Here is a 14,856-nt window from a genome sequence, read left to right as displayed (position 1 = left end):
TTTGCTACCTGCCCGCTTCAAGGAACGCCCTGCATGAACGAAACCCTCAAGGCACCATTGCGCCCGCTGACCGACTCATCGCCGTCTGCGGTGGTTGCCGGCTTCATTGCCATGATGACTGGCTGCACCAGCTCACTGGTGCTGATGTTTCAGGCCGGACAGGCGGCCGGTCTGAGCAGCGTGCAGATTTCGTCCTGGCTGTGGGCGTTGTTCATGGGCATGGCGGTGTGCAGCATCGGCCTTTCGTTGCGCTACCGCATGCCGATTACTGTCGCGTGGTCCACACCCGGTGCCGCACTGCTGATCACCAGTCTGGGTGGTGTGGCATACCCGCAGGCGATTGGCGCGTTCATGACCAGCGCGCTGCTGGTTATTCTGTGCGGCGTAACGGGCAGCTTCGAACGTATCGTGCGGCGTTTGCCAGCCTCGCTGGCTGCGGCCTTGCTGGCGGGAATCCTGTTCAGGATCGGCAGTGAAATATTCATCGCCGCCCAGCACCGCACCAGCCTGGTATTGGGCATGTTTTTTACGTATCTGGTGGTGAAGCGTCTTTCCCCACGCTACTCGGTGCTGCTCGCACTGCTGGTCGGCATCGGGATATCGGGCGCGCTGGGCTTGCTGAACTTCAGCGGTCTGGCGCTGCAAGTCGCCGCGCCGGTCTGGACCACTCCCGAGTTTTCCTGGGCCGCGACGGTCAGCATCGGCATTCCGCTGTTCGTGGTGGCCATGACCTCACAGAACATGCCGGGTGTGGCGGTGTTGCGAGCCGACGGTTACTACCCGCCTACCTCACCGCTGATATCGGTAACAGGCTTTGCTTCTTTGCTTACCGCACCGTTCGGCTGCCACGGGATCAACCTGGCCGCCATCAGCGCCGCCATCTGTACCAGCCCTCATGCGCACGAAGACAAGTCCAAACGCTACACAGCGGCGATCTGGGCCGGGATTTTCTACGCAATCGCCGGGATTTTCGGCGCCACGCTGGCAGGTCTGTTCAGTGCGTTCCCCACGGAGCTGATGATTTCGATTGCCGCACTGGCGCTGCTCGGTTCGATCACCAATGGCCTGACCGTGGCCATGGCCGAGCCCCGCGAGCGCGAACCCGCTCTTATCACCTTTATGGTGACGGCCTCAGGGCTGACGCTGTTTTCCATAGGTTCGGCATTCTGGGGCATTGTTGCGGGCCTGCTGACCATGCTGATTCTCAATGTACGCAAGCCCGGATAAGCCTGCCTCAAGCCCACAGCAAAAGAGCGATCAACTACGGGCAGTGGCCGATACCAACAGGGTTCCAGCATCTGCATCAAGTATTGCCTGCGTTCCCAGTGGCACGGCCTGATTGAGATCTCCATGCCCTACCGGCAAGCCGCCCAGCACCGGAATGCCCAGACTGCCCAGCCGTTCCAGCAGCACATCGGCGGGGCTGATGGTGCCGCCGGTGTTCGCGGCAGGGGTGAACTCGCCCACCGCGACACCCGCCAGACGCGCAAGGATGCCGCAGTTACCCAGATGGGTCAGCATGCGGTCAACCCGATAGGCCGGTTCGTTGACCTCTTCGATGAGCAAAATCGCACCGGTCATGTCGGGCATGAACGGCGTACCCACCGAAGTATCGAGGATGCACAGATTGCCGCCCAGCAACAGGCCCTGCGCGCTGCCGCCGGTTCTGACCTTCGCCGTTGGTGAGGCATGATCGGCCTTGAGCAATACCGGCTCGGTACTCATCAGCACATGGTGCATGCCGCTGACGAACAGGCCACCGCGTTCCAGCTGCGAGGCGACCGGGCCATGAATAGTGGCCAGACGCGCATGGTTCCATAGCGCACCATGTAGTGCGGTGATATCGGAAAAGCCGGTCACCAGCTTGGGGTCACGACGCACAGCGTCCATATCCACCTGCTGGACAATTCGCTGCACGCCATAGCCGCCGCGGTTGCAGATGACCGCACGGATCTCCGGATCAGCCAGCGCGGCATTGAGGTCAGCAAGCCGCTCCTCGTCGGTCCCCGAATAGAATGAGTATTTACCCAGCGCATGCGGATAGACGCGCGGCCGCAGCCCCCACCCCTTGAGTACTTCGACCGCAGCGTCGATTTTGCCAGGGTCAACCGGCCCGGCAGGCGACACCAACGCCACGGCGTCGCCAGCGCGCAGAACCTTAGGGTAAAGCGTCGGTTTAGATATAGCTGGCATTACGGTCACCCAGGTGTTTGTCGAGCGACGAATCTAGAGCACAGCCGCAACTGACTCAAGCCCTATCGGCCTTCAGCATGCGTCATCTGCAGATCCGTCTGAACGCCAAAGCCGCAACGGACTCCTATCAATCACATGGATCAAACAGCATTCGCTTGATGATCGCTTCTTGCCTGAGCAACGCGGCGAGCGTTTGAATCCATCTTTGAACCATTTTCTGGAGACCCTGCCATGACTGATCTTTCCAACCGCCAGTTCCTGCTCGCCAAGCGTCCGTCGGGCGATGTGCGCCGTGAAGACTTCACCTATCAAGAGGCTCCGGTCACCGCACTTGCCGAAGGCCAGATACTGGTCAGGAACAAATACCTGTCGCTGGACCCGGCGATGCGTGGCTGGATGAATGACGGAAAATCCTACATTCCGGCCGTAAAGCTGGGCGAAGTGATGCGCGCCCTGGGCGTGGGCGAAGTGCTTGAATCGAAAAACCCGAAATTTGCCGTAGGCGACCATCTGCAAGGCGCACTTGGCGTTCAGGATTACTTCGTGGGCGAGCCAAAAGGCTTTTACAAGGTCGATACCAGCCTTGCCCCGCTACCGCTTTATCTGTCTGCTCTGGGCATGACCGGCATGACTGCCTACCTGGCGCTGCTGGATGTCGGCCAGCCAAAAAGCGGTGATACCGTAGTGATTTCCGGTGCAGCGGGTGCTGTCGGCAGCGTCGCCGGACAAATTGCCAAGCTCAAGGGCTGCCGGGTTGTCGGCATCGCAGGAGGCGCAGAAAAATGTCGCTTACTGACCGAAGAACTGGGCTTCGATGCAGCCATCGACTATAAGTCCGAAGACGTTATGGATGGTTTGAAGCGCCACTGTCCGGATGGCGTGAACGTGTACTTCGACAACGTTGGCGGCGACATTCTGGACGCGGCGCTCAGCCAGCTGGCGGTCGGCGCGCGCGTGGTGATCTGCGGTGCCATCAGTCAGTACAACAACACCACGGCGATCAAAGGCCCGGCCAACTACATGTCACTGCTGGTCAACCGTGCACGCATGGAAGGCTTCATCGTACTCGACCACCCCGAGCGCTTCGCTGAAGCCGGTCAGGTAATGGCGGGCTGGATCAAGGAAGGCAAGCTCAAGAGCAAGGAGCATATCGTCGACGGTCTCGAGACTTTCCCGGAAACCTTCCAGATGCTGTTCAGCGGTGAGAACCAGGGCAAGCTGATCTTGAAAGTGGAATAAAGCTCGCGGGCCGGACACCTCATGCTTCGGCATGGGGTGCCTTGCCTGACGCTGTGCGTCCTCGCGCTCAAGCCAGCTCGGCAACCACCGCAGCCAGGGCCTTTGCCGGGTCAGCTGCCTGGCTGATCGGGCGGCCGATGACGAGATAATCGGAGCCGGCGTCCAGAGCCTGGCGCGGAGTCAGGATGCGGCGCTGGTCGTCCTGCGCACTGCCCGCAGGACGAATGCCGGGCGTCACCAGTTGCAACGACTGGTGAGCCGCTTTCAGGGCCTGCGCTTCCAGCGCCGAACAGACCAGACCGTCCATACCGGCCTTCTCGGCCAGCGCAGCAAGGCGCAGCACCTGCACCTGCGGATCAATGTCCAGGCCGATACCGGCAAGGTCTTCCCGCTCCATACTGGTCAGAACGGTAACGCCAATCAGCAGTGGTTGAGGACCGCTGCGCTGCTCCAGCACTTCGCGGCACGCCGTCATCATGCGCAGTCCGCCTGAGCAGTGCACGTTGACCATCCACACACCCATCTCGGCAGCGGCCTTGACCGCCATCGCCGTGGTATTGGGGATATCGTGGAATTTGAGATCAAGAAACACCTCGAAGCCCTTGTTGCGAAGGGTCTCGACGATATCGGCCGCGCAACTGGTGAACAGCTCCTTGCCGACCTTGACCCTGCACAACTTGGGATCGAGCTGATCAGCCAACCGCAAGGCGGCTTCACGGGTCGGAAAATCCAGGGCGACGATGACAGGAGTCTGGCAGGCGGACATGAGCGTGGTCTCAGGTAAGTCGAAATCGGCGCGCATTGTAGCCGAACCGGCGAGCAGACGGGACCCGTAGATCGGCATTTAGCCAGCCGCCATCGTAAAAACTCATGATTCCCTGCACTCGCAGCGACCATTGCTTCGGCGGCCTGCACCAAACCTGCACAACCCGATGAATCGGTTCACTGCAGCGTTCTGTAAACGACCCGTTTTGAAGCAACACGACAATGATCAGTGCACTGGCACGGCCTCTGCTACAGGATGTTTCAACGATTACCGAATCTCAGGGAGATGACCATGAGCACGCAACTTAAGCCAACGCTGGGCACGATTCATCTATGGGGGATCGCTGTCGGGCTGGTGATTTCCGGCGAGTACTTTGGCTGGAGTTACGGCTGGGGCGTGGCGGGTACACTGGGCTTTTTGGTAACAGCCTTGATGGTTGCGACCATGTACACCTGCTTCATCTTCAGCTTTACCGAGCTCACTACGGCCATCCCGCACGCGGGCGGCCCATTTGCCTATAGCCGCCGCGCCTTTGGCGAAAAAGGCGGGCTGATCGCCGGTATGGCCACGCTGATCGAATTCGTATTCGCGCCACCGGCCATTGCCATGGCAATCGGTGCGTACCTTAACGTGCAATACCCGGGGCTGGACCCCAAACATTCGGCTGTCGGCGCTTACATCGTGTTCATGGCGCTCAACATCGTGGGCGTAAAGCTGGCAGCAACCTTTGAGCTGGTCGTGTGCATTCTCGCCGTGGCCGAGCTGCTGGTGTTCATGGGGGTGGTCGCACCTGCATTCAGCTTCAGCAACTTCGCCCTCAACGGCTGGGCCGGTTCCCAGACCTTCGGGCCGGAAGCGATTGCCGGCATGTTCGCCGCCATCCCCTTTGCGATCTGGTTCTTCCTGGCCATTGAAGGCGCTGCAATGGCCGCCGAAGAAGCCAAGGACCCGAAACGCACCATCCCGAAGGCCTACATCAGCGGCATTCTGACCTTGGTGATACTGGCGATCGGCGTCATGCTGTTTGCCGGTGGCGTGGGCGACTGGCGCACCCTGGCCAACATCAACGACCCACTGCCGCAAGCAATGAAAGCCGTGGTCGGTGACAGCTCCGGATGGCTGCACATGCTGGTGTGGATCGGCCTGTTCGGTCTGGTCGCCAGCTTCCACGGCATCATCATGGGTTACTCGCGCCAGTTCTTCGCCCTCGCCCGTGCCGGTTACCTGCCTGCCTCGCTGGCCAAGCTGTCACGCTTTCAGACACCGCACCGGGCGATCATCGCAGGTGGCCTGATCGGCATCGCCGCCATCTACAGCGATGGCCTGGTCAACCTGAGCGGCATGACACTCACCGCCGCGATGATCACCATGGCTGTTTTCGGCGCTATCGTCATGTACATCATGAGCATGCTCAGCCTGTTCAAGCTGCGCAAGACCGAGCCTGACCTTGAGCGCAGCTTCCGCGCGCCAGGCTACCCGGTGGTGCCCGGCATTGCGCTGGCTCTGGCAATCGTGTGTCTGGTGGCAATGGCCTGGTTCAACATGCTGATCGGCCTGATTTTCCTCGGGCTGATGGCCATAGGTTTTATCTACTTCAGCCTGACCGCCAAATCGCGCGCCGATGCACCGACCGACGCGATGCTGACCGGGCAATAATTCAGAGACTTTCCGGGGTTGCGTGCAAAGGGTTTTGCACGCAACCCGATCAGGGCACATACACTTGAACCATTGAGCAGCCTCGCTGCTCAAACCGGTATCACAACAAGGAGAGCGCTATGCCCTGGTATGCCTGGTTAATTCTGCTCGTAGCCATCGGCTCGATCGTCGGCGGTCTTATGATGCTGCGCGATACAGCCAAGAAACTGCCCCTCACCGAAGAACAACTCAAGCGCGTCCATGAGCGCAACGCCGAAATGGACGCCAAGGAAGCCAAGGACCGTTAAATAAGTCCGGGTGGCAGGCTGAAAACCTGCCCCTGCCTATTTCCCGATCTCTGCGCTGACCGAAAGCACCTTGATATGAAGCGGCTGAAAGATCGTCTCCAACTCGCCGTCCGCGCGCAACTTCTGCAGCAGCGCTTTGAAGTGTGGAACATCAATGTTGCCATTGGGGCGCAACAATGCGTATTGACGGTAGATCTGATCAACGCGTTCGGAGACCATTAACTGCGCCGCTTCATCTTTGTTATGTGCCATAAAATCAATCAGATAGGAACGGGTAACAGGCGCGATATCCGCGCGATTGCGCACCACCATCAATAGATTACTGTCGTGAGAATAGGTGGAGGTCACATTGAAGTGCTCACTCAAGTACTTCTGATCGGTATTGAAGTTGGCAAATCCATAATGGTAACCACTGAACAACGCCAGACGTTTGTCAGACAGATCATCGAAGTAATTCTGATCACGCCCTTCGACCCGCCTTGCTACATAGACCTCGGCATCTTCAAGGCCCAGATCGACGGTTTCGTGCGCAATATCCTTCCAGCCCCAGTCAGGGTTCTCGAAGATCGCAACATCGAAACGCCCTTCCGCGAAGTCACGAAAACGCCGGGGCACGGAGGTGGGGATCATCACAAACTCGTAATCGTCCTGCTCGGCATTCAGGGCATCGATCAGCTTGGGCAACAGACCGGCGTCTTCGCCTTTTTCAGGGCGGACCATATACGGAGGGAAATGCACGGCGGCCACCCGCACGACCTGCGCGGCATAGACTTGGGACGTTGCCATGAACGGCACAAAGAGCAGAAGGCCTGTGGCGAACGTGCGCGCGACGCCATCAATTAATACTGCAAATTTTTTCATAAAACACGACATCAATCAAAGCCCTCCACGCTATGCGGTTTCCATGATTTAAACAACTGTCAAATCAACGGCGTCAGCATTGCTCACAGTGGTTACTATTGTGCACCGCTGCGATGAACTCGCGTGAGGCACCAATGCCATTAGCAGCGGTCACTGTAAGGGCAGTTGTAAAAACGATATTGTCGGCGCAGCCTCAAGCGTGGGCGCAACAGGCTAATCTGGCTACGCTGAAGCCATTGACTATCGTAAGGGAGCTTGATGATGCCGCATTGGCTGGTGATTGATCTGGAGGCTACCACTGAAGAAGGTGGCTGGCCGGTCGCAGAAATGGAAGTCATCGAAATAGGCGCGACGCTGGTCAATCAGGACGGGCGCGAGCTGGACCATTTCGAGCGCTTCGTACGCCCCGCACGCAGGCCTGTGCTGACTCATTTTTGCCGGGAGCTGACCCATATCAATCAAAGCAGTATCGACAGCGCTGCGCCCTTGACGGCCGTGTGGCCTCAGTTCGAGCGCTGGCTGAGCCATCACCGTGCCCGCGTGCTGGGTTGGGCCAGCTGGGGGGATTACGACCGCCAGCAACTGGAAGAGGAATGGCGCTACCACCGCCTCGACAGCGCATTGTCGAGCATGCCGCACGTCAATCTCAAACAGCGATTCGCCCAGGCCCGTCAGCTACAAAAGCCGATGGGCCTGAACAGCGCCCTGCAATTGGCAGGCATGCAATTCACAGGTCAGCAACACCGGGCACTGGTTGATGCACGCAATACCGCCCGGCTCTTGCCGTTGATACTGCCTAATTGAATCTCGCTGCACGTCGTCGTTTGTTCAGCATCGACTTGCAAGGGGCGTGACGAGTTTTACCGTGTTGGGCATACTGGCGGGCCATTTCCAGCCCTTTCAAAAGGAATCGCCCATGTTCAAGGTCAACGAGTACTTCGACGGCACCGTCAAATCCATCGCCTTCAGTCAGGTCGACGGTCAGGCAACCATCGGTGTCATGGCGGCGGGCGAATATGAGTTCGGTACAGCGCAACGGGAAATCATTCACGTGATCTCCGGCGAGCTGAACGTGAAGCTCCCGGACAGTACCGACTGGGAAACTTTCTCCACCGGCAGCCAGTTCAATGTCCCGGCCAACAGCAAGTTCCAGCTCAAGGTCAGCGTTGATACCGCTTACCTGTGCGAATACCGCTGAGACTGAACACGTGGGGGGCCTGACCTCCCACCTTGCCCGCACACCTGCCTATACTGCCCCTTTCTATTCGACGCCAGCATTGAACTGCAACGCCGCCAGACGTGCGTAGAGCGGGTTGCTGGCAATCAGTTGCTGATGGGTACCGACCGCCACCAGCCGGCCCTGATCCATAACGGCAATCCGGTCGGCATTCTGCACAGTGGCCAGTCGATGGGCGATGACCAGCGTAGTACGGCCCTGCATCAGGCTTGGCAAGGCTTGCTGAATCAAGTGCTCACTTTGCGCATCCAGCGCACTGGTCGCCTCGTCCAGCAACAGGATCGGCGCATCGACCAGTAACGCACGGGCAATCGCCAGACGCTGCCGCTGTCCGCCGGACAATCCCACCCCGCCCTCACCCAGATGCGTACCGTAGCCGTCGGCCATGTCGAGAATGAACTCGTGCGCATGGGCGATACGCGCTGCTGCCTGTACCTGCTCAAGGCTCGCAGTGGCGTTTCCGTAACGAATGTTGTCCTCGACACTGCCGAAAAACAGTGCGGGCGATTGTGAAACCAGCGCGAAGCAGCGGCGCAGATCGTGCGGATCGAGCCGTGCGATCGGCACGCCCTCGATCAGGATGCGCCCTTGAATCGGGTCGTAGAAACGCAGCAGCAGGTCGAGGATAGTCGACTTACCTGCTCCGGAAGGCCCGACCAGCGCCAGGGTTTCACCGGGCTCGATGTTCAGGGTCAGGTTATCCAGCGCATTGCGCTCGGGACGCGACGGGTAGGCGAAAGTGACATTCTCCAGCGCCAGACGCCCGCTGATGCGTTGCGGCAGGCTCTGCAGCTCTGTGGCTGGCGCTTTGATCTCGCTGCGAGCCTGAAGCAGCTCGCCAATCCTCTCTGCGGCACCGGCGGCGCGCTGCAAATCGCCGATCACCTCGCTCAATGTGCCAAACGCCATGCCGACCATTAGCGCGTAAAACACAAACGCTGCCAGCTCCCCGCTGGAAATACGTCCGCTGATCACGTCCATGCCGCCCACCCACAGCATTACCGCCACTGCGCCCAGCACCAGAACGATCACCAGCGTAATCAGCCAGGAGCGCTGCAAAATCCGTTTGCGAGCGGTATCGAACGCCTGCTCCACCGTATGTGAAAAACGCTGTTTGTCCTGCTCTTGATGGTTGTACGCCTGCACCGTCTTGATCTGCCCCAGCGCTTCGGCCACGTAGCTGCCCACATTGGCGACCCGGTCCTGGCTCTCGCGCGACAGGTTTCGTACCCGCCGTCCGAACATGAGAATGGGCGCGATGATCAGCGGCAACGCCACCACCACGATGCTGGTGAGCTTGGGGTTGGTGATGAACAACAGCACGATGCCGCCAACGACCATCAGTACGTTGCGCAGGAACATCGACAGTGACGAGCCGATCACCGACTGCAACAACGTGGTATCGGCAGTCAGCCGCGACTGGATTTCCGAGCTGCGATTGTTCTCGTAGAAGCCCGGATGCAGCTCTATCAGGTGATCGAATACTTTCTTGCGCAGGTCGGCGACCACGCGCTCGCCGATCCATGACACCAGATAAAAGCGGGCGAACGTTCCGATGGCCAGGCCAACCGTCAGCAGCATGAAAAAGCCGATCGAGCGTTCGAGCAACTGCGGCGAGCGGGTCATGAAGCCCTGATCGACCATCAGCTTGATGCCTTGGCCGATCGACAGGGTGATACCCGCGGTAATGACCAGTGCCAACAACGCTCCGAACGCTTGCCAGCGATACGGCGCAATGAAACTCGCGGCCAGGCGAAGTGCCTGGCGGTGACGTCGGGTAATCCGTGAAATCATGAAGCCTGCCTGTTTGCCCGATCTGTCTGAATAGCGAAGCCTACACCTGTCATGCATGGCGCGCTGTGCATCATTTCGAATGAACTTGCGCCCGGCTTCAAAGGTCAGGTTATGACTGCTTTACAGAGGCGCTATAAGACATCGATCTAAGCGCCTGCTGGCAGATTTGCATCATTTCTGTTGCACTGGGAACGCGTTTGAGCGGCTGACAGAACCTGTCACGGACCGGTCATCAAGCGCGGTTAATTTAACGCCGTTACCTGATGAAAGGAGAAACACCATGAGCCTGCAAGAGCGCAGCAACGAAGTTCCAGTCGTTCGAGCCACGCCCAATCTGCCGGTTGGCGGTGCAATTCTCGACGAGCATGGGCAAGAAGTCCTGATCACTGAAGCAATGGTTCAGGCTGCCTGCCAGGAATGCGACAAGAACTGGGTAACCCCGGAAAAATAAAACCGAACCTGACCAAATGCCTTGAAACCCGACCCTGAGTCGGGTTTTTTATGCCCCGCGTTTACCGGACGATCAGACCAGTACCGCCCCCAGTGCCCGCACGAGTTGCGCAAGCTCCCCGGACTCACCTTCCACGCGGACCTTCAGACCTTCGATTTCCCGACGTGGCGGGTAATGCTTGCGCAACGCATCGAAGGCCAGGCGCTGGCTGGCAGTGTCGCCGGTCAGGCTGCGCCGAAAATCTGCATCGTCACGCCGCGGGTCGTACACGCCACGGCACAGCATGTTCAGTGCCCAGACCGGATCGCTTGCAGCATCAAGGCTGACCTGCGCCAGCCACGGCTTGGGCAGCAGATCGTCCAGTTTTATCACCGCAGGCTGCCCCAGGAAGGCACACAGCGCCTGATAGATCTGCGCAGTGCCCCGTTGCCTGCCATCGAGGCTGTAACCGGCGATGTGCGGCGTACCCAGAACGCACAGGTCGGCCAGCGCCACGTTGACCTGCGGCTCACCTTCCCACACATCCAGCACGGCTTGCAGGTCTTCGCGCTCAAGCAGCACGTCGTGCAGCGCAGTGTTGTCCACCACGGCACCACGGCTGGCATTGATCAGCCAGGCGCCCTGCCTGAGTTGGCGCAAACGGGTTTCGTCGAGCAGGTGCCAGGTTGCCAACGCCCCGGTCTTGCTCAACGGCGTGTGCAGGCTGATGACGTCACAGCGCTGCAATATCTCGTCAAGGCTGACGAAGTCACCACCTTCGACAGACTCGCGTGGCGGATCGCAGACCAGTACGTTCCAGCCAAGCACCTTCAAGACATCGACCAGACGACCACCCACCTGCCCTGCACCGACCACACCGTAAGTACGTTGCGCGAGGTCGACGCCTTCGATTTCAGCCAGGGTCAGCAGGCTGCCGAGCACGTAATCCACCACGCCGCGCGCATTGCAGCCCGGTGCGCTGGCCCACTGGATACCGGCTTGCTGAAACCCGTCCAGATCCAGATGATCGGTGCCGATGGTGCAGGTGCCGACAAACCGCACCGGGCTGCCTTCGAGCAGCTCACGGGTTAAGGGTGTCACGGAGCGCACCAGCAGGATGTCGGCGTTCGCCACCGCAGCGCGATCTATGGCGCGTCCCGGCAAGCGATGAATCTCACCGAAATGAGCGAAAAAAGCGTCGAGCAGGGGAATATTTTCGTCAGCAACAATGCGCATGGAAGACTCTCTGGGTCTGGCGAACAGGGACCGGTCCCCAGTGGGAACAGGTGCGTCGTGAACCGGCGCGGGTTGCAGCGATGTAACAATCAATCAGGCTTTTTGCGTATCCAGTACAGGAACGTGCCTTCTTCAGCCTGCTCCGCAACCAGCTCATGCCCAAGAAATACACAGAACTTCGGAATATCGCGGCGCGTGGACGGATCGGTCGCGATCACCTTGAGCAGGCCGCCCGCAGGCAAGTCACGCACCTTTTGATGCAGCATCATCACCGGTTCCGGACAGAACAGGCCGACAGCGTCCAGCACGGCGTCGACGGTCAGGTTTTCAATGGGCTCAGACATGGGGCACTCCAGAGGCGGGTGACGATTGTCGCTCAATTCAGTCGGTCAGGCCAAATACTGATGGTTGTACTGATGCCGAACGGCGGCGCGCAGCAAGACAGCAGACAGAAAAATGCCAGGCACATGGCCTGGCATTGATCGTGACCCAGACGACCGTCAGAACGGCAGTTTCATGCCCGGTGGCAACTGCATGCCCGCGGTCATGGAAGCGGTCTTGTCCTGGCTGGCCTGCTCGATCTTGCGCACGGCGTCGTTGACGGCGGCGGCGATCAGGTCTTCCAGCACTTCCTTGTCTTCCTGCATCAGGCTGTCATCCAGATTGATGCGCTTGACGTCGTGACGACCGGTCATAACGACGCTCACCAGGCCTGCGCCCGATTGACCGGTGACTTCCGCGTTGGCCAGTTCTTCCTGCATCTTGGCCATTTTTTCCTGCATTTGCTGCGCCTGCTTCATCAGGCCAGCCATGCCACCTTTCATCATGGGATATCTCCTCGAAAATGGATGGTTTGTTTGCGCGGCGCCAATGGCGCCCTGTGTTCAGTTATTGAGGCTGCACCGCAGGCGCGTCTACGGGCTGGATAGTATCTTCCCGGATAACAGCGCCAAACTGCTGCAACATCTGCTGGATATACGGGTCGGCCTGGATCGAGGCTTCGGCCTGACGCTGACGCTCGGCACGCAGTCGCGAAGCAGCCTGGGCAGGAGTTTCCTGCTCGGGCTTGATCAGCTCGATACTCAGATTGATCGTGCGACCATGATACTGGTTCAACGCATCGTTCAGGCGGCGCTGCTGGGTTGAGTTGAACAGGGCGCTGTGCGCCGGGTCCAGGTGCAGCAGCCACTTATCGCCATCGACCGCCATCAAGGTGCAGTTGGCGGCAATGCTGCCGGTCATGCCGGAGATCGGCAGTTTGGGGAATACCTCCAGCCAGTCGGCAGCAAGGCCGGTGGCTGGTTTGGCGGCCGGAGCGGGCTCGGGCTCGACCGCTTCAAGCTCGACGACGCTCTCGTGGGCCAGTTCATCCAGATAGCTATAGGACGCCGGGTCGATGTCGATATCCGGCTCGACGTAATCGTCATCCGCTGGCGGCTCGTCATCGCGCCCCATTGGGCCGGAATTCGAAGACATCGAATCCGGATTCATGGACAGATAGGCGGAATCAGGGATGGCTTCAAGCATCGCCGGTGTAACCTGCTGCTCGGCAACCGGCTGCACAGGTTCCGCCTCCGGCGCATCTGGCACTGGGCTGGCGGGCGCAGGCGTCGGCATTGGCGTGAGGTCTGGCTGTTCGGAGACAGTCTCCAGAACCGGCTCGGCTACCGGTTCTGCAACAGTGCCAGTGTCAGGTGCGGATTCAGCGTTTTTTTCGGCAACCGGTGCCTTTGGCTCATTCCACGGCAGATCGACTTCTTCGACCGGCTCGGGCTGTGCTTGCGGCTGTGATTCTGGCTGTGCTGCGGGCTCAGCTCGTACAGCAGCGGTCGGCATCGGGGCGGCGGCTGGCGGCAGCGCTTCGAAGGCCGGATCGGGCGCAGCCATCACCGGTGCTGTTGAAACTGCGGGAGCTACCGATGCAACAGGTGTCGCATCAGCCACTGCTTTTCGGGAATCAACCGTGGCCTGGCTGATCCCCACCGGCTTTAGCGGTTGCCTCGGCGCATCGTCGTTATCGGCCGGGCGGAACGCCAGCATGCGCAGCAGGACCATCTCGAAACCGCCACGCGGATCCGGGGCCAGCGGCAAGTCACGACGACCAATCAGACCCATCTGGTAATAAAACTGCACGTCTTCGGCAGGCAATGCCTGGGCCAGCGCCAACACCCGGTCGCGGTCGCCGTGCCCGTTGTCGACGCCTTCGGGCAACGCTTGGGCAATCGCCACGCGGTGCAGAACATTGAGAATTTCCGAGAGCACACCATTCCAGTCAGGCCCCTGCTCGGCCAGGTGGCGTACCGCCTCCAGCACACCGCGAGCGTCGCCTTCCAGCAACGCAGTCAGCACATCGAACACCTGACCATGATCCAGTGTGCCGAGCATGGCGCGCACATCGGCAGCCATGACCTTGCCTTCACCAAAGGCAATGGCCTGATCGGTCAGGCTCATCGCGTCACGCATCGAACCGTCGGCAGCGCGCCCGAGCAGCCACAGCGCGTCGTCTTCGAACGGCACATTCTCGACGCCCAGCACGTGGGTCAGGTGCTCGACCACACGTTCTGGCGTCATGTTTTTCAGCGAGAACTGCAGGCAGCGCGACAGAATGGTCGCAGGCAGCTTCTGCGGATCGGTGGTAGCGAGGATGAACTTGACGTAGGGCGGCGGCTCTTCAAGCGTCTTGAGCAAGGCGTTGAACGAGTGACTGGAGAGCATGTGCACTTCGTCGATCAGGTAGACCTTGAAGCGACCGCGACTTGGCGCGTACTGCACGTTATCCAGCAGTTCGCGCGTGTCTTCGACCTTGGTGCGGCTGGCGGCGTCGATCTCGATCAGGTCGACGAAACGACCTTCATCGATCTCTTTGCACACCGAGCAAGTGCCACAGGGCGTGGAGGTGATGCCGGTCTCGCAGTTCAGGCACTTGGCGATGATCCGCGCGATAGTGGTCTTGCCGACGCCTCGCGTGCCGGTGAACAAATAGGCATGGTGCAGGCGCTGGCTGTCCAGCGCGTTGATCAGGGCCTTCAACACATGAGCCTGGCCGACCATTTCGCGGAACGAGCGCGGACGCCATTTACGTGCAAGAACCTGATAACTCATTTAAAACCGTCGCAACTGGTAAGCGGAAGACCGCCAATGCTAGCCGAGCAGGGGC

15 protein-coding genes are annotated in these 14,856 nt (G+C 59.7%); 7 read left to right on the top strand and 8 right to left on the bottom strand.

What is annotated here, in order from left to right; all coding sequences use genetic code 11:
- Positions 1-33: 33 nt before the first annotated feature.
- A complete protein-coding gene (locus AC4ANE_RS10200; protein ID WP_031596030.1) occupies positions 34-1,227 on the top strand; it encodes a benzoate/H(+) symporter BenE family transporter in 1,194 nt (397 codons plus the stop codon).
- A gap of 30 nt (positions 1,228-1,257) precedes the next feature.
- On the opposite strand, the gene AC4ANE_RS10195 is transcribed toward AC4ANE_RS10200, so the two are convergent.
- Entirely contained in the window at positions 1,258-2,193 is a 936-nt protein-coding gene (locus tag AC4ANE_RS10195; RefSeq protein ID WP_002552830.1) for a S66 peptidase family protein, read from the bottom strand.
- Between the two features lie 231 nt (positions 2,194-2,424).
- Here AC4ANE_RS10195 and AC4ANE_RS10190 point away from each other — a divergent pair, with 231 nt between their 5' ends.
- A complete protein-coding gene (locus tag AC4ANE_RS10190; RefSeq protein WP_002552829.1) occupies positions 2,425-3,432 on the top strand; it encodes an NADP-dependent oxidoreductase in 1,008 nt (335 codons plus the stop codon).
- Between the two features lie 67 nt (positions 3,433-3,499).
- Here AC4ANE_RS10190 and pyrF read toward each other — a convergent pair whose 3' ends face one another.
- Positions 3,500-4,198, bottom strand: coding sequence for an orotidine-5'-phosphate decarboxylase (gene pyrF / locus AC4ANE_RS10185; protein ID WP_002552828.1), 699 nt, complete (start codon positions 4,196-4,198; stop codon positions 3,500-3,502).
- A 291-nt stretch (positions 4,199-4,489) separates the two neighbouring features.
- On the opposite strand from pyrF, the gene eat reads away from it, so the two are divergent.
- Both eat and AC4ANE_RS10175 read left to right on the top strand, forming a co-directional pair.
- A complete protein-coding gene (eat, locus tag AC4ANE_RS10180) occupies positions 4,490-5,854 on the top strand; it encodes an ethanolamine permease (RefSeq protein WP_460408874.1) in 1,365 nt (454 codons plus the stop codon).
- A gap of 119 nt (positions 5,855-5,973) precedes the next feature.
- Positions 5,974-6,141 (top strand): DUF2897 family protein, encoded by a 168-nt coding sequence (locus AC4ANE_RS10175; RefSeq protein WP_002552826.1) that lies wholly within the window; start codon positions 5,974-5,976, stop codon positions 6,139-6,141.
- A gap of 36 nt (positions 6,142-6,177) precedes the next feature.
- Here AC4ANE_RS10175 and AC4ANE_RS10170 read toward each other — a convergent pair whose 3' ends face one another.
- Complete coding sequence (locus AC4ANE_RS10170; protein WP_002552825.1) at positions 6,178-7,014, bottom strand: substrate-binding periplasmic protein; 837 nt, start codon at positions 7,012-7,014, stop codon at positions 6,178-6,180.
- Between the two features lie 249 nt (positions 7,015-7,263).
- Between AC4ANE_RS10170 and AC4ANE_RS10165 the strand changes: the two genes are divergently transcribed.
- Both AC4ANE_RS10165 and ppnP read left to right on the top strand, forming a co-directional pair.
- Complete coding sequence (locus AC4ANE_RS10165) at positions 7,264-7,806, top strand: 3'-5' exonuclease (RefSeq protein ID WP_002552824.1); 543 nt, start codon at positions 7,264-7,266, stop codon at positions 7,804-7,806.
- Positions 7,807-7,918: 112 nt separating this feature from the next.
- Complete coding sequence (gene ppnP, locus AC4ANE_RS10160; protein ID WP_002552823.1) at positions 7,919-8,200, top strand: pyrimidine/purine nucleoside phosphorylase; 282 nt, start codon at positions 7,919-7,921, stop codon at positions 8,198-8,200.
- 63 nt (positions 8,201-8,263) lie between these two features.
- On the opposite strand, the gene AC4ANE_RS10155 is transcribed toward ppnP, so the two are convergent.
- Positions 8,264-10,033, bottom strand: coding sequence for an ABC transporter transmembrane domain-containing protein (locus AC4ANE_RS10155; protein WP_002552822.1), 1,770 nt, complete (start codon positions 10,031-10,033; stop codon positions 8,264-8,266).
- A gap of 280 nt (positions 10,034-10,313) precedes the next feature.
- Between AC4ANE_RS10155 and AC4ANE_RS10150 the strand changes: the two genes are divergently transcribed.
- Positions 10,314-10,484: a PA1571 family protein gene (locus AC4ANE_RS10150; RefSeq protein WP_002552821.1), complete on the top strand. Its 171-nt coding sequence runs from the start codon at positions 10,314-10,316 to the stop codon at positions 10,482-10,484.
- Positions 10,485-10,556: 72 nt separating this feature from the next.
- On the opposite strand, the gene pdxB is transcribed toward AC4ANE_RS10150, so the two are convergent.
- From pdxB to dnaX, 4 genes are all read right to left on the bottom strand, one after another.
- Complete coding sequence (gene pdxB / locus AC4ANE_RS10145) at positions 10,557-11,699, bottom strand: 4-phosphoerythronate dehydrogenase PdxB (protein WP_002552820.1); 1,143 nt, start codon at positions 11,697-11,699, stop codon at positions 10,557-10,559.
- Positions 11,700-11,788: 89 nt separating this feature from the next.
- Complete coding sequence (tusA, locus tag AC4ANE_RS10140; RefSeq protein ID WP_002552819.1) at positions 11,789-12,043, bottom strand: sulfurtransferase TusA; 255 nt, start codon at positions 12,041-12,043, stop codon at positions 11,789-11,791.
- A gap of 156 nt (positions 12,044-12,199) precedes the next feature.
- The gene (locus AC4ANE_RS10135) at positions 12,200-12,526 is read right to left on the bottom strand and encodes a YbaB/EbfC family nucleoid-associated protein (protein ID WP_002552818.1); all 327 of its coding nucleotides are present in this window, start codon (positions 12,524-12,526) and stop codon (positions 12,200-12,202) included.
- A 61-nt stretch (positions 12,527-12,587) separates the two neighbouring features.
- Positions 12,588-14,801 carry a DNA polymerase III subunit gamma/tau gene (gene dnaX / locus AC4ANE_RS10130; protein ID WP_002552817.1) on the bottom strand — a complete coding sequence of 738 codons (2,214 nt, stop codon included), beginning with the start codon at positions 14,799-14,801 and terminating at the stop codon, positions 12,588-12,590.
- Positions 14,802-14,856 lie beyond the last annotated feature (55 nt).

This window comes from Pseudomonas sp. Pme6b (assembly GCF_058129925.1).
This window is presented reverse-complemented; position numbering and strand designations above follow the sequence as displayed.